The 21650-nt window shown below is 62.2% G+C and carries 25 protein-coding genes and 1 other RNA gene; 9 read left to right on the forward strand and 17 right to left on the reverse strand.

Going from position 1 to position 21650, the window contains the following annotated elements; genetic code table 11:
• The first annotated feature begins 7 nt into the window (after positions 1-7).
• On the forward strand, positions 8-1498 hold the full coding sequence (locus AXW84_RS10785) for an oligosaccharide flippase family protein (RefSeq protein ID WP_068232614.1): 1491 nt from the start codon (positions 8-10) through the stop codon (positions 1496-1498).
• Positions 1499-1846: 348 nt separating this feature from the next.
• A complete protein-coding gene (locus AXW84_RS10790; protein WP_068232617.1) occupies positions 1847-2536 on the forward strand; it encodes a hypothetical protein in 690 nt (229 codons plus the stop codon).
• Between the two features lie 163 nt (positions 2537-2699).
• On the opposite strand, the gene AXW84_RS23240 is transcribed toward AXW84_RS10790, so the two are convergent.
• From AXW84_RS23240 to ffs, 13 genes are all read right to left on the reverse strand, one after another.
• Positions 2700-3215 (reverse strand): ankyrin repeat domain-containing protein, encoded by a 516-nt coding sequence (locus tag AXW84_RS23240; protein WP_071891202.1) that lies wholly within the window; start codon positions 3213-3215, stop codon positions 2700-2702.
• 94 nt (positions 3216-3309) lie between these two features.
• Entirely contained in the window at positions 3310-3453 is a 144-nt protein-coding gene (locus AXW84_RS24820; protein WP_157886945.1) for a hypothetical protein, read from the reverse strand.
• A complete protein-coding gene (locus tag AXW84_RS26525; RefSeq protein WP_157886946.1) occupies positions 3405-3581 on the reverse strand; it encodes a nucleotidyltransferase domain-containing protein in 177 nt (58 codons plus the stop codon). The genes AXW84_RS24820 and AXW84_RS26525 overlap by 49 nt, the downstream gene beginning before the upstream one ends.
• 106 nt (positions 3582-3687) lie before the next feature.
• Positions 3688-4011 (reverse strand): hypothetical protein, encoded by a 324-nt coding sequence (locus tag AXW84_RS10795; RefSeq protein WP_071891205.1) that lies wholly within the window; start codon positions 4009-4011, stop codon positions 3688-3690.
• The gene (locus tag AXW84_RS10800; RefSeq protein ID WP_068232627.1) at positions 3992-4222 is read right to left on the reverse strand and encodes a DUF433 domain-containing protein; all 231 of its coding nucleotides are present in this window, start codon (positions 4220-4222) and stop codon (positions 3992-3994) included. The genes AXW84_RS10795 and AXW84_RS10800 overlap by 20 nt, the downstream gene beginning before the upstream one ends.
• A gap of 43 nt (positions 4223-4265) precedes the next feature.
• The gene (locus AXW84_RS10805) at positions 4266-5285 is read right to left on the reverse strand and encodes a Gfo/Idh/MocA family protein (protein WP_236943303.1); all 1020 of its coding nucleotides are present in this window, start codon (positions 5283-5285) and stop codon (positions 4266-4268) included.
• 52 nt (positions 5286-5337) lie between these two features.
• Positions 5338-5679: a hypothetical protein gene (locus tag AXW84_RS10810; protein ID WP_068232630.1), complete on the reverse strand. Its 342-nt coding sequence runs from the start codon at positions 5677-5679 to the stop codon at positions 5338-5340.
• 6 nt (positions 5680-5685) lie between these two features.
• Positions 5686-6837 (reverse strand): DegT/DnrJ/EryC1/StrS family aminotransferase, encoded by a 1152-nt coding sequence (locus tag AXW84_RS10815; RefSeq protein WP_236943304.1) that lies wholly within the window; start codon positions 6835-6837, stop codon positions 5686-5688.
• 54 nt (positions 6838-6891) lie between these two features.
• Positions 6892-7785, reverse strand: a complete 894-nt coding sequence (locus AXW84_RS10820; protein WP_068232636.1) for a glycosyltransferase family 2 protein — start codon at positions 7783-7785, stop codon at positions 6892-6894.
• A 12-nt stretch (positions 7786-7797) separates the two neighbouring features.
• A complete protein-coding gene (locus AXW84_RS10825; protein ID WP_068232639.1) occupies positions 7798-8475 on the reverse strand; it encodes a cell division ATP-binding protein FtsE in 678 nt (225 codons plus the stop codon).
• A 9-nt stretch (positions 8476-8484) separates the two neighbouring features.
• The gene (locus AXW84_RS10830; RefSeq protein ID WP_068232643.1) at positions 8485-8688 is read right to left on the reverse strand and encodes a fructose-6-phosphate aldolase; all 204 of its coding nucleotides are present in this window, start codon (positions 8686-8688) and stop codon (positions 8485-8487) included.
• A gap of 118 nt (positions 8689-8806) precedes the next feature.
• Positions 8807-9463 carry a fructose-6-phosphate aldolase gene (fsa, locus tag AXW84_RS10835; protein ID WP_068232647.1) on the reverse strand — a complete coding sequence of 219 codons (657 nt, stop codon included), beginning with the start codon at positions 9461-9463 and terminating at the stop codon, positions 8807-8809.
• A 96-nt stretch (positions 9464-9559) separates the two neighbouring features.
• Positions 9560-9657, reverse strand: an RNA gene (ffs, locus tag AXW84_RS10840) — signal recognition particle sRNA small type.
• Positions 9658-9741: 84 nt separating this feature from the next.
• Here ffs and guaA point away from each other — a divergent pair.
• Both guaA and AXW84_RS10855 read left to right on the forward strand, forming a co-directional pair.
• Positions 9742-11277 (forward strand): glutamine-hydrolyzing GMP synthase, encoded by a 1536-nt coding sequence (gene guaA, locus AXW84_RS10845; RefSeq protein ID WP_068232650.1) that lies wholly within the window; start codon positions 9742-9744, stop codon positions 11275-11277.
• Positions 11278-11620: 343 nt separating this feature from the next.
• Positions 11621-12349, forward strand: a complete 729-nt coding sequence (locus tag AXW84_RS10855) for a type 1 glutamine amidotransferase (RefSeq protein ID WP_068232658.1) — start codon at positions 11621-11623, stop codon at positions 12347-12349.
• 85 nt (positions 12350-12434) lie between these two features.
• Here the strand turns inward: AXW84_RS10855 and AXW84_RS10860 are convergent, their stop codons facing one another.
• The 3 genes from AXW84_RS10860 to dgt all read right to left on the reverse strand — a co-directional run bounded on the left by AXW84_RS10860 (position 12435) and on the right by dgt (position 16109).
• On the reverse strand, positions 12435-13172 hold the full coding sequence (locus tag AXW84_RS10860; RefSeq protein ID WP_068232661.1) for an SDR family NAD(P)-dependent oxidoreductase: 738 nt from the start codon (positions 13170-13172) through the stop codon (positions 12435-12437).
• A gap of 14 nt (positions 13173-13186) precedes the next feature.
• A complete protein-coding gene (locus AXW84_RS10865; RefSeq protein ID WP_068232663.1) occupies positions 13187-14509 on the reverse strand; it encodes a family 1 glycosylhydrolase in 1323 nt (440 codons plus the stop codon).
• A 223-nt stretch (positions 14510-14732) separates the two neighbouring features.
• Positions 14733-16109, reverse strand: coding sequence for a dGTP triphosphohydrolase (gene dgt / locus AXW84_RS10870; RefSeq protein ID WP_068232666.1), 1377 nt, complete (start codon positions 16107-16109; stop codon positions 14733-14735).
• 244 nt (positions 16110-16353) lie between these two features.
• Here dgt and AXW84_RS10875 point away from each other — a divergent pair, with 244 nt between their 5' ends.
• From AXW84_RS10875 to AXW84_RS10885, 3 genes are read left to right on the forward strand one after another with little or no spacing between them, the layout of a single operon-like run.
• Positions 16354-16941: a hypothetical protein gene (locus AXW84_RS10875; protein WP_068232669.1), complete on the forward strand. Its 588-nt coding sequence runs from the start codon at positions 16354-16356 to the stop codon at positions 16939-16941.
• A gap of 27 nt (positions 16942-16968) precedes the next feature.
• A complete protein-coding gene (locus AXW84_RS10880; RefSeq protein ID WP_068232672.1) occupies positions 16969-17208 on the forward strand; it encodes a DUF433 domain-containing protein in 240 nt (79 codons plus the stop codon).
• Complete coding sequence (locus tag AXW84_RS10885) at positions 17192-17521, forward strand: DUF5615 family PIN-like protein (protein WP_068232676.1); 330 nt, start codon at positions 17192-17194, stop codon at positions 17519-17521. The genes AXW84_RS10880 and AXW84_RS10885 overlap by 17 nt, the downstream gene beginning before the upstream one ends.
• Before the next feature lie 5 nt (positions 17522-17526).
• Here AXW84_RS10885 and AXW84_RS10890 read toward each other — a convergent pair whose 3' ends face one another.
• Positions 17527-18195 (reverse strand): DUF1361 domain-containing protein, encoded by a 669-nt coding sequence (locus AXW84_RS10890; protein ID WP_068232682.1) that lies wholly within the window; start codon positions 18193-18195, stop codon positions 17527-17529.
• A gap of 307 nt (positions 18196-18502) precedes the next feature.
• Here AXW84_RS10890 and AXW84_RS10895 point away from each other — a divergent pair, with 307 nt between their 5' ends.
• Together AXW84_RS10895 and AXW84_RS10900 are read left to right on the forward strand one after the other, a co-directional pair.
• Positions 18503-19423, forward strand: a complete 921-nt coding sequence (locus AXW84_RS10895; RefSeq protein WP_068232685.1) for a cation diffusion facilitator family transporter — start codon at positions 18503-18505, stop codon at positions 19421-19423.
• Positions 19424-19515: 92 nt separating this feature from the next.
• Positions 19516-21570: a tetratricopeptide repeat protein gene (locus AXW84_RS10900; protein ID WP_068232687.1), complete on the forward strand. Its 2055-nt coding sequence runs from the start codon at positions 19516-19518 to the stop codon at positions 21568-21570.
• The last annotated feature ends 80 nt before the right edge of the window (positions 21571-21650 follow it).

The raw sequence follows: 21650 nt of genomic DNA on the forward strand, positions 1-21650 counted from the left end.
TCTCCACTTGGGCATTGTTCAACGCCAGGGCCTCCGCAACACCCTGATTTCTTACATTGGCCTGGGCATTGGGTTCATGAGTAGCACGCTGGTGCTCACGCGCTTGCTCACGCCGGCGCAGCTCGGCCTCACCTCAGTGCTGGTGTCGCTGGCCACGCTGGCGGCGCAGCTGGCGGCCTTCGGGTTTGCCAGCACGGCGCTGCGCTACTTCCCCTACTTCCGCGATCCGGCGAAGGGCCACTCGGGCTTTTTGCCGCTGCTGCTGGGCGTGCCGCTGCTGGGCTTCGCGGCGGTGGCGGCGGCGCTGTGGGCCGGCAAAAGCTTCGTGCTGGGCCGCTTCTCGGCCGATGCGGCGCTGCTGGGGCCCAACTACCCGGCCGTGCTCCTGCTCACGCTGGCCGTGCTGCTGCTCTCGCTGCAAGACGCCTACCTCAAGTCGCTGTTCCACACCGGGTTTTCGTCGTTTCTGCAGGAGATTTTCCTGCGGCTGTACATCGTAGGGGCGGCGGGGCTGTTTTGGCGCGGGGTGCTGTCGTTCGACGGCTTCGTGCTGGCCTACGTGGGCGGCTACGCGCTGGTGGACGTGCTGCTGGCGGCCTACCTGCTGGCCATCGGCGAGCTGCACCTGCGGCCCACGCGGGCCGTGCTGCGGGTGCGGCCCCTGCGCGAGCTGCTGGCCTTCGGGGGCTTCGCGCTGCTGGGCAACCTCTCGGGCACCATCATGGTCACCATCGACGCGCTGATGGTGGGCGCCAAGCTCAGCCTGGCGGCGGCCGGCATCTACGCCATTGCCTTTAACATCAGCACGGCTCTCACGCTGCCGTTCCGGGCCCTCTACAAAACGGCGTTTCCGCTCATTGCCGAGTACTGGAAGGAAGGCGCGCTGGAAAAGATGGCCGATTTCTACGCCCGCACCACCCGCCTCAACACCGTGCTCGGCTGCTACTTAGCCCTGGGCCTGGGCCTGAACCTGGACTTCGTGTACGGCCTCATCCACCGCCCCGCCTACACCGCCGGCAGCACGGCCGTGCTGCTGCTGCTGGGGGGCCGCCTGGTCGACGGCATCACGGGCGTCAACGGCATCATCGTGCTCACCTCGCCTCGCTACCGCTTTGATCTGGTGTTCAACGCCGGCCTGGCCGTGGCCATCGTGGGGTTGAACGCGCTGCTCATCCCGCGCCTGGGCCTGGCCGGCGCGGCCCTGTCCAACTGCCTGGCGCTGGTGGGCATCAACCTATTGCGCACCTGGTTTGTGTGGCGCACCTACGGCCTCCAGCCCTTCGACCGGCGCATTCCGCTCATCGGGGCCCTGGCGGCGGCGGCCGGGCTGGCGGCGTGGCTGCTGCCGGTACCACCCAGCATCTGGCTGGCGCTGTTGCTGCGCGGCGGCACGCTCACGGCGCTCTACGGGGCCGGCCTGCTGCTCACCGGCGCCGCGCCGGAAGTGAACGCGCTGTGGGCCAAAGCCCTGGGCCGACTGCGCGGGCGGCGAGCTTAGGCATCGGCTGGGGGCCCCAACGCCCGCGTAGCCAAGAATAATGCAACGGTAGGCCAGATAATTGCTGTTGCTGCGTGTACGGGAACGGTTTCCGGACCTACGGGTTAGCGGCGCGGGCCTACCGGCGTGGAGGGCGCTCCTACGGAAGCAGCGAACGGGCCTACGGGTTCAGCGGGTGCCGCTACGAGCACCGGGGCGGCGCCTACGCGGGCGGTGGCGGGCGCTGCGCACCGCCGGAACCGCCAACGGCTGGCCCGCAATGCCGGATTAATTGCGGAGCTTGCCCTGCGGCCGGCCACTCTAGTCGTGTTTGCCGGGCTTTTCGGCACATTAGTTCCATTTAATAGCATGAAACAAATACAAACCGTAGCCAACTATTCTATGTCGCAGGGCGACCTGATTCTCACCTGCCACACGAAGGCCGATTTTATAGACCGCGACGCGGCCGCTTTCGCCACGCGCGGCGTAGCCCAGGCGCGCATCGACGCCTTCAGGGCCCAAACCGACGCGGTGGCCCAACTGCCCAGCGACGCGCAGCTTGATTTTGAGAAGCAGGCCCTCACCGCCGCCGCCCTCGCTCAGCGCCAGGCCGTGGAAAGCGGCATGGCCACGGTGATGAGCCAGGTCACCATCGTGCACGACGCCCGTAGCCCCGCCTACAAAGCCTTCGGCAGCGCCGGCCTCTACAACGCCAGCGAGGGCGATTTCTACGTGAACATGGGCCACCTCCTCGACTGGGCCACCGCCCACGTGGCCGACTACCAAGCCCAGGGCCTCACCCCGGCGCAGCTCCAGGCCCTGGCCGCCGCCAATGAGCAATACCTCGCCGCCCTTAAGGCCCAGCGGCTGGCCGTCTCGGGCCGCAGCGCCACCACCCAAACCCGCCAAATCGCCCTCAACGCCCACTACGACGAGCTATCCGCCCTCTGCAACATCGGCCAGGGCCTCTTCAAGCAGTCCGACGTGAGCAAGTACGACGACTACGTGGTGGCCCCCGCTGTGCATTCGGCCGCGCCCGTGGTGCCCCCAGCTAAGTAAGGGCCCCCAGGGCCCGCAACTGTAGCAGCTGAAGAAGCGCCGGGGCCCGTGGGTTCCGGCGCTTTTTGGGTTTTATAAAAAACGTGATTAAAACATTAGTTACCACGCACGGCAATACTTCCTACAACACTAAATATATATTATGCGCCCCATTGTTACTTACTTAACCTGATGTGTCAACCATAGAAATATCTGCACCACGAATAGTTTCATATATAAATTTCGGAGTCTTACCGTAATTGTTTATTTTATTTGGATCGGACCCGAATTTTAATAGCAATGCTATAATTTCATGTCCCTCGGTCGAAAATTTAGCATTGAGTATTGTTGTCCATAAAGCGGTATTACCATGAATATCTTGGAGATTTGGGTCTGCTCCTTTCTGAAGAAAGTATTTTGCAAGGTCAACGATTTTATTTTGGCCTATAAAATGCAAGGCAGAATAACCAATTCTATCTTGATGATTAATATTCGCCCCGTTATCAACTAGCCAACAAATAAAATTGGCTTTATTTTCAATTACAGCATTTATTAATGCCGTCCTACCATATCCGTCTGTTGCGTCTATGCCGAACTCTTGCAATGTTTCCTTTGCAGTATCGTATTTATTTAAAGCAATGTTACTTCTAATATTGTCAACCTTCGGGTCACATTTTCTTGGGCGTCCTGACTGTGCCATATTAATTAATTATAAGGTTTTTTACTGTTAGTTAGCCGCAAAGGTGGGCGTATTGGCGACGAATGCATTGATTTGCCCCACGGCCAGCCACACATCATACAGCAATCTGTAAATACGCCGCGTCATAAATCAATGATTTGGTTTCGTCCAGCTCCCGCTTGAAGATGGAGTTGCGCAACGACTCCGGCGTCACCAAGTCCACGCGCCGGCCGAAGAGTTCTTCCGGGGCGTCCCACACGTCGAGCAGGCGTTGGCCGCGGTCAGCAGGTCGAGGCCGGGCGGGAAGCTCACCACCGCGTCCACGTCGCTGCGCGCCGGGTCCAACTGGTCGGTGACGACCGAGCCGAACAGGTGCAACTGCTGCACGCCCAGCCATTGGCAAAGCGCCAGCAGGGCCGGTAGCTGCGGGCGAAGGTGCGGGCGAAGTGCGGGTGGAGCATAGCCAAAGATATGGGGGCCCTCATTGGCGGTGTTATTTCTCGATTAAATAAGCAGTGCCTTTTACAAACGTGGGGAGTAAGCGGGAAAAAGCTGGCAGCAATTCTTCTAGAAAGGAAATCTTACTTTTCTCGACGTTCAAGACGGCGACAATGATGGCGTACCGGTTCATATTTTGCTGAAACGCCAGGTTCTTGTCAATTGTCAGCAGCAATTCAAATCCCTGCCCAATAGCGGCGTGCATCAAGTTGCCGTTTTTAAGTCCGTTCCACTGCATTTCGGATACAGTATAAACTTCGTGTTGCGGCAAACGGCTTTTGAGCTTGCGGGTCACGCATTCATCCAACAGAATTTTCATGCATCAGTTGCGTCGAAGCGTTGAGAATCTGTTGCGAAAAAGCCAGTACGCTCAACACCTGCTCGCGGCCAACGGAAGGAAAATCATCGAGAAACGCCTCAATCGTTTCCCCCGTTTCTAAGTAATCGAACAGGTTTTTAATGGGTACCCGCGTGCCGTTAAAAACCGGCGTACCGCCCAGAATGTCTGGGTCGCTGTTGATGGTATTCATGGCAAGCAAGTCACTTGAGGGGAAACCTAAAAGTAAGTTAAAACTACCGCAGCGCGTAAATCCGCTCAATGATTTCCACCACTTTCAGGCCGTCCGCGGCGTTGGTGGCGGCGCTGCCCCGTTGCAGCGTGTCCACCACGTCGTCGATGACGTGGCCGTGGTTGGCGGCCGAGCCCTGGTAGGGGCCGTAGTCGTTGGCGGGATTGGTGGGGGGCAGCGCGGGCCGGGCGTAGTCCTGCACGTGGCAGTACTCGATTTTGTCGAGGTACTGGCCCCCGATTTTCAGGGCCCCGCGGGCGGCCACCACGGTGAGGGCGCTTTCGAGGTTGCGGTCCCACACGGCGGTGCTGTAGCTGAGCGTGCCGCTGCCGCCGCGCGCGAGGTCGAACGTGACGAGGCCGCTGTCCTCGAACTCGGTGGTGGCCTGGTGGTTGAAGTTGCGGAAGCGGGCCGACAGGTTGGCCACGTCGCCGAACACCCAATACAGCAAATCCACGAAATGGCTGAACTGGGTGAAGAGCGGGCCGCCGTCGAGGGCCCCGGTGCCGCGCCAGCCGCCGGGCCGGTAATAGCGGGCGTCGCGGTTCCAGAAGCAGCTGAGCTGCACCAGGTACACGTCGCCCAGCCGGCCCGCGTCCACCAGCTCCTTGAGCCAGGCGGCGGGCGGCGAGTAGCGGTTTTGCATCACGCCGAATACCAGGCGGCCAGCTTGCTGGGCCGCGTCCAGGATGGCGCGGGCATCGGCCGCGGTCAGGGCCAAGGGTTTTTCAACCACCACGTGCAGGCCGTGGCGCAGGCCGGTCACCGCCTGCTGGGCGTGCAACCCGTTGGGCGTCGCCACCGTGAGCACGTCGGCCTGGGGGCCCCGGGCGAGGTATTCGTCGAGCGACGCGAAAAACGGCACGCCGGGAAACTCCGCGGCCAAGCCTGGGCGCAGCTCCGCGTCTACGTCGACCAGGGCCACCAGCTGGGCCCCGGCGCGGCGGGCCACCAGCGCCGCGTGGCGGCGGCCGATGTGGCCCACGCCGCAAATAGCAAAAAGAATGGGGGCTAGTGGGGTCAAAGGCTCAGGGTTAAAAAACAAGGTAAAGGCGGTAGCAAGTCTTTACATTTCACTACACTACCCGGTGCGCATGGTGCCACATCACCACCACCGTAAGCACTCCCAGTACTAGGGTTGGCAAAAGCCCCAGCAGCAGCCACATTTGCATGGGCTTGCTGCCTCGTTGCAGGGCCGATGAAAGTGCTCCGAGGAAAAATAGCAGGGTATAGAGCCCTAACATCACCAACAAGCAGATAAACATGCTCCCAGCTTCGCCCCTATTGCCTTGGAGTTCGGCCGCTGTGATTTCAGCACTCAGCGGCGCTATCCACACCCAATAACCGGCGGCGATAACGCCCAACAAAGCGGCGCAAATGATGTTGCGCCAAGTGTACGGAGGCTTGCTGATTTCCATGCCAGCTTATTCCCAACCGGCGAAAAAGTAACCCATCGCCTCCCCCACATACGCCGCCTGCGCCACCGTCAGCAGCGGGTGCATGGGCAGCGAAAGCACCGTTTCGCACAGCCGCTCGGCCACCGGAAACTGGCCGGTCCGGTAGCCCAGGTACGCATACGCGGGCTGCTGATGCGCCGGCACCGGGTAATACACCGACGTGGGCACGCCGCACTGGTGCAAGTGCTCACGCAGTGCGTCGCGGCGGCCGGGGCCCTCCACTTGCACGGTATACTGATGAAACACGTGGCTGCTGCGCGCGTCGCGGACCGGAATTTTTAAACCCGAAATGTCATCTAGGGCCCCATCGTAGCGGGCGGCCGCGGCCTGGCGGGCGGCGGTATTGGCTGGTAGCTGGCGCAACTTCACGCGCAGCAGGGCGGCTTGCAGCGTGTCGAGGCGCGAGTTGAGGCCGATGCGCTGGTGGTGGTATTTCCGGCTTTGGCCGTGGTTGGCCAGTTGCTGAAGCAACGCGGCGCGGGCCGGGTCGCGGGTGAGTAGGGCCCCGCCATCACCGAGGGCCCCCAGGTTTTTCGACGGGAAAAACGACGTGGTGCCGACCGCGCCCACCGTGCCGGCGTGGGCCGTAACGCCGCTAGCGGATTGAAACGTGGCCCCCAGCGCCTGGGCATTGTCTTCTATTAAGGCCACGCCGTGGGCGGCGGCCAGGGCCCCTAGCGCCTCCAAATCAGCGCATTGCCCAAATAAATGCACGGCGATGATGGCCCCGGTGCGTGGGGTGAGGGCCGCCGCCACGGCCACCGGGTCGAGGTTGAACGTGTCGGGGCGCACGTCGGCCAGCACGGGGCGCAGGCCCAGCAGCGCGGCGGCCTCCAGCGTGGCCACGTAGGTGAAGGCCGGCACGATGACCTCCGCCCCCGCCGGCAAATCTAGGCTCAGCAAAGCCAGCGTGAGGGCATCGGTGCCGTTGGCGCAGGGCACCACGTGGGCCCCGCCGAGGTAGGCCCCCAGCTCGGCCGCAAACTGCCCCACGGCGGGCCCCTGGATGAACGCCGCCTCGGCCAGCACTTCGCGCACGGCCGCATCAAGGGCCGGTTGCAGGGCCGCGTGCTCGGCGGCCAGGTCGAGCAGGCGAATGGGGGTAGAAGGACGAAGCAAGCGCGAAATGGGTGGGTAAGCGGGGCGGGCAAAGGTAGCCGGGCAGGGGCCCATTCAGGCGGCCAGCGCCCGCAGCAGCCACAGCAGCTTCAGCGCATCGAGGGCCGCCAGGGTGGGCCGGGGCCCCAGCAGGTGGCGGCGCAGGGCCGGGGCCGCCGCGCTCAGGGCTACCCGGGCCGCCGGTGCTAGGCCAGCGCGGCGCAGCCGCTGGGCCACTTGCACCAGCTGGGCGCCGGATTCCACGCGGTGTTCGCGCAGCAACTGGGCCAGGTTGCGCACCGCCTGCTCCGATTTTTCAAGGAACGCCGCGGCTGTTTCCAGCCCCGCGTGGTGCACGGGGTTGTCGAGGTGCTGCACGGGCACGGCGGCGGCGGCCAGCTGCCATCCCAGCTGGGTATCCTCGTGGCCGTAGCCGCGCAGGCTTTCATCCAACGGAAACCGAAGTAGCAATTCTTTACTAATCAAAAGATTGTTTATCAGCAACTGACCATACGGCGCGGCTTGACGCGCCGCCACCGGGCGCACCTCGCGCTGCTGCCCGTACAGCCAGCGCAGGCGCAGCGCCGGGTCGGCCGGGGGCCCCGGGGCGTAGCACACGCCGCCGGCCAGCACCGGGGCGGCGCCCAAGGCAGCGGCGTAACGGGCCAGGAACTGGCCGTCGGGCAGCTGGCCGGTGTTATCGAGCAGCAGCAGCCACGCGTGTTGGGCCCCGGCGGCAAGGAGGTTGCGCACAGCGGCGCGGCCCACGTTGCGCGGCAGCTCCTGGTAGCGCACGCCGGGCAGGGCCCCCAGGGGCCGGTTCTGGCAGCGACAATTCCCTTCCGAGCCATCATCCAATAAATAAATTTCGACGGGCCCCGGCCACTGCGGCGCCTGCGCCAGCAGCGCATTCGTTAGTTCCGCCACTGGTCGGTTGTACACCGGAATGAGTACCGACAGGCCGGGCATGGCGGGCGCTAATTAATTGCGGGCCGAGTCCAGCAGGGCCCCATCCTGGCACGTGAGCACGCGGTGCGGGTATTTCTCAATCACCTGGAAATTGTGCGTGGCCATGAGAATGGCGGTGCCGGCGTAATTAATTTCCGTGAATAATTGCATGATGCTGTCGGCCACTTCCGGGTCGAGGTTGCCGGTGGGCTCGTCGGCCAGCAGCAGCATGGGCTCGTTCAGCAGGGCCCGGGCGATGACTACGCGCTGCTGCTCGCCGCCCGAAAGACGGTGCGGCATCCGATTGGCGGCACTGCTCAGGCCCACGCGGCCCAGCACATCGGCGATGCGCTGCTGCTTGCGGGCCTTGCCGCGCCAGCCGGTGGCGTTGAGCACGAACAGCAGGTTTTCGGCCACCGTGCGGTCGGGCAGCAGCTGAAAATCCTGAAATACGATGCCCAAGCGGCGGCGCAAGTACGGCACCTTGCCCACCGGCAGCCGCGGCAGCGCAAAGCCCGCCACGGTGCCGGTGCCCACCAGCAGCGGCAGGTCGGCGTACAGGGTTTTGAGCAGCGACGACTTGCCCGAGCCGGTGCGGCCCACCAGGTACGCGAAGTCGCTCTTTTCCAACGTAAACGACACGCCTTGCAACACCGCCTGCGTTTCCTGCATCACGGTGGCGTCGCGCAGCTCAACGATTAATTCGGACATCGCGCAGCGTTAAATCGTGAGCGGGCGAAGCTTGCCAAACTCCAGCTCCGAAATGACGGCGGCCAGCGCCGTTTCCTTGCCTTCGAGGCCGTAGCGGTGCAAGTCCTTCAGCGGCCGGTCGGCCCGGAAATAGGCAATGAGCACAAACTGCTCGTCGCGGAGCTGGATATAATCCGGAATTTTAGCTTTGCCCTTGACTTTGATGATGTACATATTAATTAATGTGAAAATGTGCGGGATGCGGAGATGTAAAAAATGGTGAGAATTATTAATTCGAGCTTGAATCGAACGCATTTTCACTTTTCCACATCCGCCACATTTTCACATTTAATTATGCATTCACCTTGGCGTGGTCGGCCAGGAAGGTGGCCAGGCCTTTTTCGGTGAGGGGGTGGTTGAGCAGGCCCAGGATGACGCTGAGCGGGCAGGTAACCACATCGGCCCCAATTTCGGCGCACTGGATGAGGTGCGGCACGTGGCGCACGGAGGCGGCCAGCACCTGGGTTTCGTAGCCGTAGTTGCCGTAAATCTGCACAATCTGCTCGATGAGCTGGAGGCCGTCGGCCCCAATGTCGTCGAGGCGGCCCACGAAGGGCGACACGTAGGTAGCGCCGGCCTTGGCGGCCAACAGGGCCTGCCCGGCCGAGAATACCAGGGTGCAGTTGGTTTTGATGCCCTTATCAGAGAAGTAGCGGATGGCTTTCACGCCGTCGCGGATCATGGGAACCTTCACCACGATGTTGGGGTGCAGGTCGGCCAGCACCTCGCCCTCGCGGATGATGCCGTTGTAGTCGGTGGCAATCACTTCGGCCGACACGTCGCCGTCCACCAGCTCGCAGATGTGGCGGTAGTGTCCCAGCACGCTGTCGACGCCGCGCACACCTTCTTTGGCCATGAGCGAGGGGTTGGTGGTCACGCCGTCGAGCACGCCCAGCTCTACGGCTTCGCGGATTTCGGCAATGTTGGCGGTGTCAAGGAAGAACTTCATGCGGCGAACTAAGTAAAAAAGAATCGGCCCCAAAGCTACTCGCTGCTTCGCCAGAAAGCGAAACGGAGCAGCGCCGGGGCCGACGGGAAAGGACAAAAAAAAGCAAGCCAAAATCGCACCGCATCGACCGCCTACCCTTGCTACCTTCCGGTCCTGGGGGAGTTCAGCAGGAGCTGGTCGTTCTGACTTGCCGCTGCAAAGGTAAGCAAAAAAATGGCGCCTGCGCAAGATTCTTTTGGGCATTGGGCCTGCGGGGGCCCCGGCCCTACCTTTGCGGCATGGAACGTATCGTCATTTTGGATTTTGGCTCGCAGTACACCCAGCTCATTGCCCGGCGCATCCGCGAGCTGCACGTCTTCTGCGAAATTCACCCCTACACCCACGCCCCGACCCTCGCCCTGAGCGATGACATTCGGGGCGTTGTGCTATCCGGCTCGCCCTGCTCGGTGCGCGACGCCGACGCCCCCAACCCCGACCTGCGCCACCTGCTGGGCCACGTGCCGGTGCTGGGCGTGTGCTACGGGGCCCAGCTGCTAGCCCAGCAGGGCGGCGGCGAGGTGCTGCCCGCCACCATCCGCGAGTATGGCCGCGCCCGCCTGTCGCACCTCAACCAGCACCACCCGCTGCTGCATGGCCTCACGCCCGGCTCGCAGGTTTGGATGTCGCACGGCGATACCATTAAAACGCTCCCGCAAGGCTTCCTGGCCATTGCTGGCACACCCGATGTACAGGTGGCGGCTTACGAAATCGAGGGCCAGGCTACCTACGGCATCCAGTTCCACCCCGAAGTGACGCACTCGACCGAGGGCAAGCAGCTGGTGAAAAACTTCGTCGTCGACATCTGCGGCTGCGCCCAGAGCTGGACGCCCGAGCACTTCGTGGACTCGGCCGTGGCGGCGCTGCAAAGCACCATCGGCCCCGACGACCAGGTGATTCTGGGCCTCTCGGGCGGCGTGGACAGCAGCGTGGCGGCACTGCTGCTACACCGCGCCATCGGGCCCCGGCTGCACGGCATTTTCGTGGACAACGGCCTGCTGCGGCAGGACGAGTTTGCCTCGGTGCTGAAGGCCTACGAGGGCCTGGGCCTGAACGTGACCGGCGTGGAAGCCGGGGCCGAGTTCTACACCGCCCTGGCCGGCCTCACGGACCCCGAGCAGAAGCGCAAGGCCATCGGCCGCACCTTCATCGAGGTGTTCGACCGCGAGGCGCAGAAGGTGGAAGGGGCCCGCTGGCTGGCCCAGGGCACTATTTACCCCGACGTAATCGAGTCGGTATCGGTGAAGGGCCCCGCCGTCACCATCAAAAGCCACCATAACGTGGGCGGCCTACCCGAGAAGATGAACCTCAAGATTGTGGAGCCGCTGCGCATGCTCTTCAAGGACGAGGTGCGCGAGGTGGGCGCCACGCTGGGCCTGCCCGGCGAAATCCTGAACCGCCACCCCTTCCCGGGCCCCGGCCTGGGCATCCGCATCCTCGGCGACATCACGCCCGAGAAGGTGGACTTGCTCCAGCGCGCCGACGGCGTATTTATTAACCTGCTAAAAGAGCACGGCCTCTATGACAAGGTTTGGCAGGCCGGCGTGATGCTGCTGCCCGTGCAAAGCGTAGGCGTGATGGGCGACGAACGCACCTACGAGCGCGTGGTGGCCCTGCGCGCCGTAACCAGCGTAGACGGCATGACCGCCGACTGGGCCCACCTCCCCTACGAGTTCCTGGCCGAGGTTAGCAACAAGATTATCAACCAGGTACGCGGCATCAACCGCGTGGTGTACGACATCAGCAGCAAGCCCCCGGCCACGATTGAGTGGGAGTAGATTTGCGCTTTGTACCTAATCGCTATCTATAAAGGAAAGTCGCTTCGGGTTACCGAAGCGACTTTCCTTTATAGATAGCGATGGAATTAATAAGTTTTCTACTGTGCTACTGGGAGTTTTACACTTTCGAAATAATCTATCTCCTTGTGAGTGTTTGGGCTTATCGCGCAATCAGCCGCAGAAAATTTATTAGCACCAAAAGGCTCCTCTTGACGGGTATTGCGTTCTGGATTCTTTTCTTGATGGGCTTTTGCAGTGTAGCAATAGCCGCGCTAGTTCTAATCATGTTCACCCATGCAGAGAAGGTGCTTTAATAATCCGTTAATTGTAATTCCTAACTAAAATGCGCTGGCATTGCCTCCAACACCTGCCCGACGAAGGCCCTGGGCACGCGGCCGATTGGCTGGCGGCGCACGGCCATTCGCTGGCGTACACGCGCTTGTTCGAGCCCAGTCCGGTGTTTCCGGCGCTGGCCGATTTTGACGGATTGTTAATCCTGGGTGGCGCCATGAGCGTGCACGACGAAGCCCAATTTCCGTGGTTGCGCGACGAGAAGGCGTTTATTCAGCAGGTGCTGCGGGCGGGGAAAATTACGCTGGCCATTTGCCTGGGGGCCCAGTTAGTAGCCCAGGCACTCGGCGCCGAGGTACGGCCGAATGCCGAGCCGGAAATTGGGTTTTGGACGGTGCGGTTTTCAGCTAAATCACTGGAGCACCCACTGCTGCGCGGCTGGCCCGAGAAAGCCGCCGTGCTGCACTGGCACCTCGACGCCTTTACGGTGCCGCCGGGGGCCCTGCGGGTGGGCATGTCGGCGGGGTGCACCACGCAGGGCTTCGTGTGGGGCGACGGCATTGTGGGCTTGCAATTTCACCCCGAAATGACCGCGCCGATGGTTGAACAATTAATGGCCTTCGAAGGCCACGAAACCGCCGAAGAACAAGAATTCGTGCAAACGGCCGAGCAGATTCGGGCCAAGCTAAAATCGGTTTGGAAAGGCCGTAAATTAATTGAGCAACTGCTCGCCAACATGGTGGCGCTGCACGAGGAAGAGACTAATTATTTAATTAATTAAATACACTTAGACACGCTTAAACAAAAGCCGCTGCGAGCTATTCGCAACGGCTTTTGTTTGGGTGAATAATTAGGGCCCCGGGGCCCTACAAATGGTCGAGCCGGCCGCCGTCAACCAGCAGTTCAGAGCCCTGCACGAATTCGGCGTCGTCGGAAGCCAGGAAGGCGATGGCGGCGGCCACGTTTTCGGGCTTGCCCACGTCGCTGGGGTTGATTTTTTCGACGCCGCTTTTTACGTTCGGGTTGTTCCAGAGCATGGGCGTGTCGATGGCGCCGGGCAGTACGGCGTTGATGCGCAGGCCCTTGGGGGCCCCTTCAATAGCCGACGAGCGCGTGAGCGAGAGCACAGCCGCCTTGGCCGCCGCGTAGGGCGCCACCAGTGCCTCGGTGGCAATGGCGTGGATGCTGGCCACGTTCACGACCGCGCCGCCGGGCTTCATGTGTAAAAACGCTTGCTTAGTGAAGTAGAACGCGCCCAGCAAATCCACGCTCAGCACCCGCAGCCAGTCGTCGCCGGTCAGCTCTTCGAGGGCCTTAAATTGCATCAAACCCGCGTTGTTCACTACCACGTCGAGGCGGCTGAATTTGGCCAGCGTGGCCTGCACGGTGGCTATTACCTGCGCTTCGTCGGCCACGTTGCAGAGGCTGGCGAGTACGTCGGGGGCCCCGGCGGTGTGCACCTCGGGCACGGCCGCGTCGAGATTGGCCTGGTTGAGATCAGCCAGTACGATGCGGGCCCCTTCGGAGGCCAGGCGCTTGGCAGTGGCCAGGCCAATGCCGCTGGCCCCGCCCGTGATAATCACTACTTTATCTTGAAAACGCATGGGATGGGGCGGAATTAGTGGGCACCTTGCAGCGGGGAATCGCCGGCGGCGATGGCCGGGTCTTTCTCGGCCGCTTGGGCATCGGCTTGTTTTTGCTGGGCCCAGGCCTGGTTGCTTTGGTTGGGCATGACGATGGGCAGCTGCAGGGCCAGGCTTTGGGCGGGCAGCACCCGCTTCCACTGGCTGATGAGCTTCTTGTAGGCCTCCCCCACGGGCCGGATGTTGCGCTGCAAGTCGAAGAGGCCCAGCGGGTTCACGGTGCCGTTGTTTTCGCGCAGGGCCGTGTCCCAGTCCACTTGGTCGACGAGCGAATACCACGTGAAACCTAGCACGGGCACGCCGTCGTTGCGCACGCGCAGCACGTTGGCCCACTCCTTCCAGAGCCAGTTCACGGCCTCGTCGCCCTTGGGGCCCTGCCAGAGGTTGGTTTCGGTGTGCATCACGGGCAGGCGGTAGCGGTCGTAGTATTGCGTTGTAATGGTGTGGTAGCCAAATATTTCGCCCGCCGCCGTAGTGCTGCCATCGGCGCGCACGCGGTGTTCGTTGGTCTGGTAATAATCGTTGCCCATGATGCACTGGTGCTTGCGATTATTCTTCAGAAAGAAGTGGTACTCGTCGCGCGTCATGCCGTTGTCGAGCAGGTACTCGTACATGTCGGAGTCCACGCGGCGGCCGTAGTTTAGGTCCAGCGACAGGAACCGCTTGGCGTTCAGCAGCTCGGCGGGCTTGATGGCGGCCGGGTTTTCGGCGTGGAAATACTCTGATGATTCGCTTTGGATAAACAGCGCGTCGGGCCGCACCGCCGAAATGGCGTGCATGGCCAGCACATTGGCCTTCACGATGTACTTGAGCGCCGTGACGAATGCTTTGTCGCTGGCCAGCTGCTCGTTCCACCAGCCGTAGAGGGCCGAAAACTCGGCGCAGACGTACATCTCGTTCACCGGCGTGTAGAGCTGCACCCACGGGAAACGGGTGGCAAACGCCCTCGCGTAGTCGGCAAACAGCTTGGGGAAATCGGGGTTTTGAAAGTTGCCCAGCCAGTCGGGTACGCCGAAGTGGCACAAATCCACGATGGGCACAATGTTGCGCCGGTGCAGGTCCTGGAACGTGGCATCGGCAAACGACCAATCGTACTTGCCGGGGCCCTGCCAAGTAGTGTGCAGCGGGGGCCCGTAGCGTAGGAACTCGATGCCCAGCTCCTGCACCAAGTCAAAATCCTTCTGCCAGTGCTGGTAGTGGCCGCATTTTTCTAGCTCGTCGACGCGGACTTTGCCGTTTTGGATGGTGGGGTTGCTATTTTCGATGCCGGTGGCAAAGAAGAATTGGGGAGCGGCCATTGCGGGGAATTAGGGTACAAACCGGGCGTTAGTAACGGCGGAACAAACCCCGGGGTTATGCCAGCAGCGAGCCAGCCACCCTCATAATTCCTTCATTATCAACTCGGATGTAGCGCGGACTTTGGTAATAAGGCTTGTTCCAAAAAGACAAAAGGCCGTCATGCAGAGCGCAGCGAAGCATGACGGCCTTTTTATCACTACTCTGATTAAGGAAGGTGGCCTGCTAAAATCCCTTGGGCAGCTCAATGCCCTTGATGGTTTTGTAGAGGCTCAGCGCGTTCTGGTCGGTCATGCCGGCCACGTAGTCGGTGAGGAGCAGGATTTTCTCGTAGGCTGGGGCCCCGGCCTGGGGCCCCACGGCGCGGAACTGGTCGGGCACGAGGTCGAGCAATTTGCGGGCGCGGTGGCCGGCCCCAGCGTCGAAGGTGGCGGCGAGAAACGCGTCGAGCAGGCCCCCGAGCACCTCGAAGCCGGCGGCCTCGATTTCGAGCACCGGGCGGCTGCGGTAGAGGCGCGCGACGCTGAGGCGCTGCACCTGCTGCAAATCTGGCCAGCAGCCCAGCTCCTTGATGAGCGGCTGGTCGTATTCGCCGCGCAAAATGGCGGGCGCGTGGCGGGCAAAAATCGTGGCCACCTCCCCCACCAGCTTGCCGATGAGGCGGGCCCGGACGTAGCCCAGCTCCTCGCGCCAGTCGTGCCACTGCACGCTGCCCACGCGCCCGGCCGGGTCGCCGAGCATGGCTTTGAGCAGCGGCAGGCCAGTTTCCGGGGCGATGAGGCCCAGCTTGAGGCCGTCCTCGAAGTCGATGATGCGGTAGCAGAGGTCGTCGGCGGCCTCCACCAGAAACGCCAGCGGGTGGCGGTGGTAGAAGCCGGCCGCCGCGTCTTTGGGCAGCAAACCCAGCTCGGCGGCCACGTGGCGGAACCGGGCATTTTCGGCCTGGAAATGGCCGTATTTCTTCTCCGACGCGCCGCCAATTAGGGCCCCGGCGGCCACCTCGCTCGGCTTGGGGTACTTCGTGAAGGCCCCCAGCGTGGCGTAGGTGAGGCCCAGGCCGGCGGTGCCGGTGCTGTGCGCCGCGTAGGTGTGGGTGAGGATGCGGAAGCCAGCCGCGTTACCCTCAAAGTGCTGCAAATCGGCCACTTCGGCGGCCGACAAGCCGGCCAGGTACGGGGCGGCCGCGGCGCTGGCAAAGTAGCTGCTGATGGCGTCTTCGCCGGAGTGGCCGAAGGGCGGGTTGCCGATGTCGTGGGCCAGGCAGGCGGCGGCCACAATGTCGCCACAGTCCTGGTCGAGGTTGGGCAGCTGCGCGGCCAGGGGCCCGTCGGCTTCCAGCAGGTGGCGGGCGGCGAGGCGGCCCAGCGAGCGGCCCACCACGGCCGTTTCGAGCGAGTGCGTGAGGCGGGTGTGCACGAAGTCGGTTTCGGGCAGTGGCATCACCTGGGTTTTGCGCTGCAAGCGCCGGAAGGCCGACGAGAACACCACCCGGTCGTAGTCTTGCACGAAGGCCCCGCGCACGGGCGCCGCGCTGGTGGGCGGCAGCTGTTGGTCGGGGAAGCGGCGCTGCGAGAGCAGGCGCGGCCAGGTCATTTGGGGCATATCCGCGAAGGTAGGAGCAGCGGCGACGTATAGGAAGGGCTCGGGCTATCCTTACAAATATTACCGCTATGCAGTTGTATGCTGGATAATAATAACAATAGCCCATGCCTTTCTAAGTAGCTTACCTTATATTCGAACATTAAAAGTTTCTGGGTTATTTAGAGCATCTATCGATAGCGACGGCATTTTCACTGTAAATAGCACAATGAATAAGGTTTTCTACTTGAAATAAAAAATAGTAAACATGAATTTCGAATTTGCAGAACAAATAAATAACGAACTCGAAAAATTTCATTTTAATGAAGCATCTCGCGTTGCTGAGTCGGAGTTAGAAATAATACCATCAACAGATTTTCATACCATTCTGGAAAAATCAATGAATGTTCAAGCCAAGGAATTAGCAGCTTGGATAGAAAAATTTTACAAATCGACGTCTAAGAGTATAAATATAAAAGCTATGTATTTTGAAATGATTGAGTTTGATATTAATACAGATATTTGGAGCATAGATGGATTTGCGTTTGACAAGGACGGAGGACTTGATTTAAACGATATGGAATGGCTTTGCGATGTAACAGAAGAAACAATGACGAAAAGTGAATTTGTTTTGACTGGCTACGAAGACTTGCAAAATGCCTTTGAGAACATTACGCTTGACACCGACAATTTACAAAATGCGCGAGACTGGTGTGAACAGCTAATAATTGTGCATTTTATGGAATTAATGCAAACTACTCATTTGATAGCCAAACAGAATAATTTTGCTTGGGCAAATATTCCGATTTATTTCACAGAACATGCGTATGATTTCATTGTTAAATCAGAAAATTAAGTACGCAATTTTTCTAAGTATTAGAATATGGACCTCAAAACCCTAATCACTACCGACCACGACATACTGGGCGGGCAGCCAGTATTTGCCGGCACTAGAGTCCCGGTAGGGTCGCTGTTTGACCATCTGGAAGCTGGCGTTTCGCTCGACGAATTTTTAGACGACTTTCCAACGGTAGCCAAGGCGCAAGCGGTGGCGGTATTAGAAACGGCTAATAAATTTCTGACTTCTACAAACGTCGCGCAATTGTATGAAGCTGCTGCTTGACGAGAACCTGCCGAAGCGACTGAAGCAGGATTTTCCCGGACACGAAGTATTTACAGTGCGTGACAAGGGATGGAACGGTGTTAAAAACGGCGAACTGCTAAAACTTATGGTAGCCGATGAGTTTCAGGCATTACTGACGTTCGACAAAAATTTGCAGCACCAGCAGAACTTTAAGAAGTACACGTTGACCGTGTTCGTTCTGAACGCACCCATAAATACCTACGCCGTTCTGACCAATCTTTCGGGTAAAGTGAGGCAAAAACTATCGCAGGATTCATTGCCAATTGGGCCAATTATTACTTCACTGGCCTGATTTCCCTACTCTGCCTGGGCCCGGCCCAGCACGCGCACGGTCCCGTAGCCCAGCAGCAGGAATGCGCCGAATACCATCGTTACGCCCCAGGTGCGGGGGTAGGCGAAGGGGTGCAGGAGGCGGTTGAGGATGTCGTAGAAGAGGGTGAGCGGATTAGCCAGGACGTCCCAGGAATTGTAGCGCAGGTAGCGGCCCAGGTAGATGCCGAAGCTGCTGAGCAGCAGCGCCACCGTGGCGAAGGCCCAGCCGGCCAGGGGCCCCAGGCGCAGGCGCACTAGGGTTTGCATGTCGGCCAGCGAGGCGTAGGCCAGCATCAGGCCGTTCCAGGCGCAGGAGAGGATGAGAGCCAGGTCGAACCAGAGCGGGGCGTCGGGGCGCTCGTCGAGGTGGAAGAGGTCGGTGACGAGGTAGGGCGCGTTGGGGAAAAACAGCAGCCACGCCGCGCCCACCGGCAGCAGCAGGCGCGCCCGCAGGGGCCCCTGGGCCAGCCCGAGCAGCGTGCTCAGCGCGTACGGGATAAGGGCCAGGAAGAGGTTCCAGGCCAGGAACAGGAACCGGATTTGGTGCGTGACGACGACGCGCCCGGCAATCAGGAACAGGCTCAGGCCCACCGAAGCGGCCAGCACAAACAGCAGCGTGACCCGCGTGCGGGTGAAGGGCAAGGTGGGCTCCATGCCGGCAAAAGTACGGCCCGGGGCCCCCAGGGGTATCAAGGAAACTTTTCTAAGCGGCTGCGTGAGACGCCCTTCTCCGTTGCCCGGGGCCCCCAGGAGTACCAAAGAAACCCGTTGAACATCATGCCCATCTGGCGTCCGCGCAGCCGAAGCATCTCTCTTGCGCAAGTAATTATTTACTGCCGCAGTGGAGATGCTTCGACTCCACTTCGTTCCGCTCAGCATGACAGTTCATGGGGGTTTCTCTACCCGGCTCCCAACCCCCGCAGCAGGCGCGCGTACCAGGCGTTCATTCAATCTTCATTTTATGGCGGGTAGCTCTTCCTCCAAAACCGTGGTGTACGGGGCCATTGGGGCCAACGTGGCCATTGCCGTGGCCAAGTTTGTGGCGGCGTTTTTCACCGGCAGCGCGGCCATGCTCTCCGAGAGCATCCACTCGCTGGTGGACAGCGGCAACGGGCTGCTGATTTTGCTGGGCCTGGCCCGCAGCGCTCGGCCGGCCGACGACGAGCACCCGTTTGGGCACGGCAAGGAGCTGTATTTCTGGACGATGATCGTGGCCGTGCTCATCTTCGCGGTGGGCGGCGGCATCTCGCTCTACGAGGGCTGGATTCACATCCAAAAGCCCGCGCCCCTCTCCGACCCCACCTGGAACTACTGGGTGCTGGGCCTGGCCGTGGTGTTCGAGGGCGTGGCCTTCACCCTGGCCTACCGCGAGTTCAACAAAACGCGCGGCGACGCCGGTTTCTGGCAGGCCCTGCGCGCCAGCCGCGACCCGGCCGTGTACGCCATTTTGCTCGAAGACTTGGCCGCGCTCGTGGGCCTGCTGATTGCGCTGGCGGGCGTGTTTTTCGGGCATTTGCTCAACAACCCGTACCTCGACGGCAGCGCGTCGCTGGCCATCGGGGTGCTGCTGATTGGCATGGCCGTGTTCATGCTGACGGAAACCCGCGGCCTGCTGGTGGGCGAGGGCGTGGACGCAGCCACCCTGGCCAGCCTGCGCGCCCTGGCCGCCGCCGAGCCCGCGGTGGCGCGCCTGCACCCGCCGCTCTCAATGTACCTGGGGCCCCAGGAAGCCATTTTGGCCCTCGACGTGCGCTTCCGGCCCGAGCTGTCGGCCGAGGAAACCGTGGCCGCCACCGCCCGGCTGGAGCACGCCATCCGGGCCAAGCACCCCGAGTTCACGCGCATTTTTGTGGAGGCCACGGCGGCGGCGGCAAAGGGTTAACGGGAACCTCACGAGGCCCCTGCGGCACCCTGCGGCAATAACGGCCCCCGGGCCCTGCGTACTTTTGTGGGCCCACTCACCCCGCGCTGCCCATGCCCTTTGCTTTTACCCGCCGGTTTCGGCTGCCACGCCTGCTGCTGGGGGCCCTGTTGCCGCTGGCCGTGGCTGCCCAAACGCCCACGACTGCAACGACTGTAAAGGCTGGCGCGGCAAAGCCGGCCGCTAAAACCGCGGTCAAGACGGCCGTTGGCACGGCGGCCACGGCCAGGCTGGTCCCCGGTGCTTCCACCGCAGCTAAGCCCACCGCCGGTACTTCCGCTATTACCAAGCCTACTGCCGCCACTTCCACTGCTGCCAAACCGTCCGCCGGCAATTCTACTGTTGCTAAGCCTGCTACCGGCAGCGCCGCCACTGCCAAGCCCACCGCCGGCGCTAGTGCCGCGGCCAAACCTACCGTTGCCAAGCCCACCGCCGCTAAGCCTGCTACTGCCAAGCCCGCCGGCCGGACGGGTAGCCCGGACGCGCACTACCGGGCTGGCAAAGTGCAGCTCGACCAGGGCCAGTACGCCGCGGCGCTGCTTGAGTTAGAACCCCTGGCCCAGCCCGGGGCCCGCTTCGCGCACGCCGCCGATGCGGCCTACCTCACCGCCGTGGCCAATGCCCGCTTGCGGCAGTGGGCCGACGCCGAGCAGCTCCTCAACCTGCTGCGCGCCGAGTACCCCGCCTACCCTAACCTCAACGAGGCGCTGCTGCTGCAAGGCCAGGTATCATTGGAGCAGGGCGACTACGACACGGCCCTGAAAACGCTGGGGGCCCTACCCGCCGACTTCGGCCCTGCCCGCGACGCGCTGAAGGCCAGCTACCTGCCCCGCCTCAACGACCGCGGCACCTGGCAGCGCCTGCTGCGCCGCACCCCCGACGACGCCGCCCTGGCCCGCGCCTACGCCGACCGCCTGGCCGTGCCCAACGGCTTCGGCACGGAGGCCGACCGGCCCCAGCTCGACGAGCTCGTCGCCAAGTTTGGCCTCGACGCGGCCCGCTACGCCGGGCCCCTGGGGCCCCGGGTGGTGGCCCGCGCCACGGCCCGCAAAACCAGCTACAACGTGGCCGTGCTGCTGCCCTTCGAGCTCGACGACCCGAGCTGGCAGAAGCAGCGCAAAAACCAGTTCGTGACCGACCTCTACGCCGGCCTGCGCCTGGCCCAGGACTCGCTCCAGCGGGCCGGCCACCCGGTGCAGCTCTTTGCCTACGACACGGGGGCCGACACCCTGGGGCTGAAGCAGGTGCTGGCCCTGCCCGAGCTGGCCGGTATGGATTTGCTGATTGGGCCGGTGTACAAGTCGGGCGCTAAGCTGCTGGCCCGCTACGCCCAGGACCACCAGATTGTGTGCGTGAACCCGCTCTCGCAGGACGGCGACCTGGTGCTCGACAACCCCTGGCACTACCTCAACAGCCCCGGCGCAGCTACCCAGGGCCGGCTGGCGGCGCAGTTCGCCGCCGATGCCTTTGGCATTGGCCGCCCGGCCGTGCTGCTGCACGAAGACAGCCACGACGAAACCATTTTCGCCGACGCCTACCAAGCCACGTTTGAGGCCCTGGGCGGCAAGGTCAGCGCCCGCCGCCGCTTCAACCCCGACGTGGACGAGAGCCTGGCCGCCGCCAGCGCCGGCCTCGACCTGGCCGGCACCGGCCACCTCGTGGTGGCGTCCGACGACCGCAAGGCGGGGCCCTATTTCCTGGGTGTGCAGCGCGCCGCGCCGGCCGCCACCCGCCCGCCACTGCTGGCCTCGGGTGCCTGGCTCGACAACCCGCGCCTCGACCCCAGCCAGCTCAACGGGCCGGGCATTTACTTCGTGCAGCCCAAGTACATCGACGAGGGGGCCCTGGGCTACCGGCGTTTCCGGCAGCTGTACTTGCAGCGCCAGCACCTGCCGCCCACCGCCTACGCCGGCCAGGGCTTCGACATGCTCCTGTTTTTTGGCAACGCGCTGGCCGAATTTGGCCCCGCGTTTCAGCCCGGCCTGGCCACCGACGCGCCCGCCCCGGGGGCCGTGTTCCAGGGCTACGCCTACCCCAGCGGCTTCCGCGACAACCAAGTGGTGCCCATCACCAAACTCGACGGCCTGGAGATGCACGTGGTAAAGTAGCACCGCGCGGTCATTAAGCAGTCATGCTGAGCCTGTCGAAGCATCTCTCCCGCTAAGTAACTCATTACTGCTGCGGGAGA

The sequence above is a fragment of the Hymenobacter sp. PAMC 26628 genome, from assembly GCF_001562275.1.
Classification (GTDB): Bacteria; Bacteroidota; Bacteroidia; order Cytophagales; family Hymenobacteraceae; genus Hymenobacter.

What these genes read in the sequence shown, in the direction of transcription:
- AXW84_RS10790 (WP_068232617.1), top strand. Translation starts at nt 1,847, where the DNA reads ATGAAACAAATACAAACCGTAGCCAACTATTCTATGTCGCAGGGCGAC.
- AXW84_RS23240 (WP_071891202.1), bottom strand. Translation starts at nt 3,215, where the DNA reads ATGGCACAGTCAGGACGCCCAAGAAAATGTGACCCGAAGGTTGACAAT.
- AXW84_RS10795 (WP_071891205.1), bottom strand. Translation starts at nt 4,011, where the DNA reads ATGAAAATTCTGTTGGATGAATGCGTGACCCGCAAGCTCAAAAGCCGT.
- AXW84_RS10800 (WP_068232627.1), bottom strand. Translation starts at nt 4,222, where the DNA reads ATGAATACCATCAACAGCGACCCAGACATTCTGGGCGGTACGCCGGTT.
- AXW84_RS10810 (WP_068232630.1), bottom strand. Translation starts at nt 5,679, where the DNA reads ATGGAAATCAGCAAGCCTCCGTACACTTGGCGCAACATCATTTGCGCC.
- AXW84_RS10820 (WP_068232636.1), bottom strand. Translation starts at nt 7,785, where the DNA reads ATGCCCGGCCTGTCGGTACTCATTCCGGTGTACAACCGACCAGTGGCG.
- AXW84_RS10825 (WP_068232639.1), bottom strand. Translation starts at nt 8,475, where the DNA reads ATGTCCGAATTAATCGTTGAGCTGCGCGACGCCACCGTGATGCAGGAA.
- AXW84_RS10830 (WP_068232643.1), bottom strand. Translation starts at nt 8,688, where the DNA reads ATGTACATCATCAAAGTCAAGGGCAAAGCTAAAATTCCGGATTATATC.
- fsa (WP_068232647.1), bottom strand. Translation starts at nt 9,463, where the DNA reads ATGAAGTTCTTCCTTGACACCGCCAACATTGCCGAAATCCGCGAAGCC.
- guaA (WP_068232650.1), top strand. Translation starts at nt 9,742, where the DNA reads ATGGAACGTATCGTCATTTTGGATTTTGGCTCGCAGTACACCCAGCTC.
- AXW84_RS10855 (WP_068232658.1), top strand. Translation starts at nt 11,621, where the DNA reads ATGCGCTGGCATTGCCTCCAACACCTGCCCGACGAAGGCCCTGGGCAC.
- AXW84_RS10860 (WP_068232661.1), bottom strand. Translation starts at nt 13,172, where the DNA reads ATGCGTTTTCAAGATAAAGTAGTGATTATCACGGGCGGGGCCAGCGGC.
- AXW84_RS10865 (WP_068232663.1), bottom strand. Translation starts at nt 14,509, where the DNA reads ATGGCCGCTCCCCAATTCTTCTTTGCCACCGGCATCGAAAATAGCAAC.
- dgt (WP_068232666.1), bottom strand. Translation starts at nt 16,109, where the DNA reads ATGCCCCAAATGACCTGGCCGCGCCTGCTCTCGCAGCGCCGCTTCCCC.
- AXW84_RS10875 (WP_068232669.1), top strand. Translation starts at nt 16,354, where the DNA reads ATGAATTTCGAATTTGCAGAACAAATAAATAACGAACTCGAAAAATTT.
- AXW84_RS10880 (WP_068232672.1), top strand. Translation starts at nt 16,969, where the DNA reads ATGGACCTCAAAACCCTAATCACTACCGACCACGACATACTGGGCGGG.
- AXW84_RS10885 (WP_068232676.1), top strand. Translation starts at nt 17,192, where the DNA reads ATGAAGCTGCTGCTTGACGAGAACCTGCCGAAGCGACTGAAGCAGGAT.
- AXW84_RS10890 (WP_068232682.1), bottom strand. Translation starts at nt 18,195, where the DNA reads ATGGAGCCCACCTTGCCCTTCACCCGCACGCGGGTCACGCTGCTGTTT.
- AXW84_RS10895 (WP_068232685.1), top strand. Translation starts at nt 18,503, where the DNA reads ATGGCGGGTAGCTCTTCCTCCAAAACCGTGGTGTACGGGGCCATTGGG.
- AXW84_RS10900 (WP_068232687.1), top strand. Translation starts at nt 19,516, where the DNA reads ATGCCCTTTGCTTTTACCCGCCGGTTTCGGCTGCCACGCCTGCTGCTG.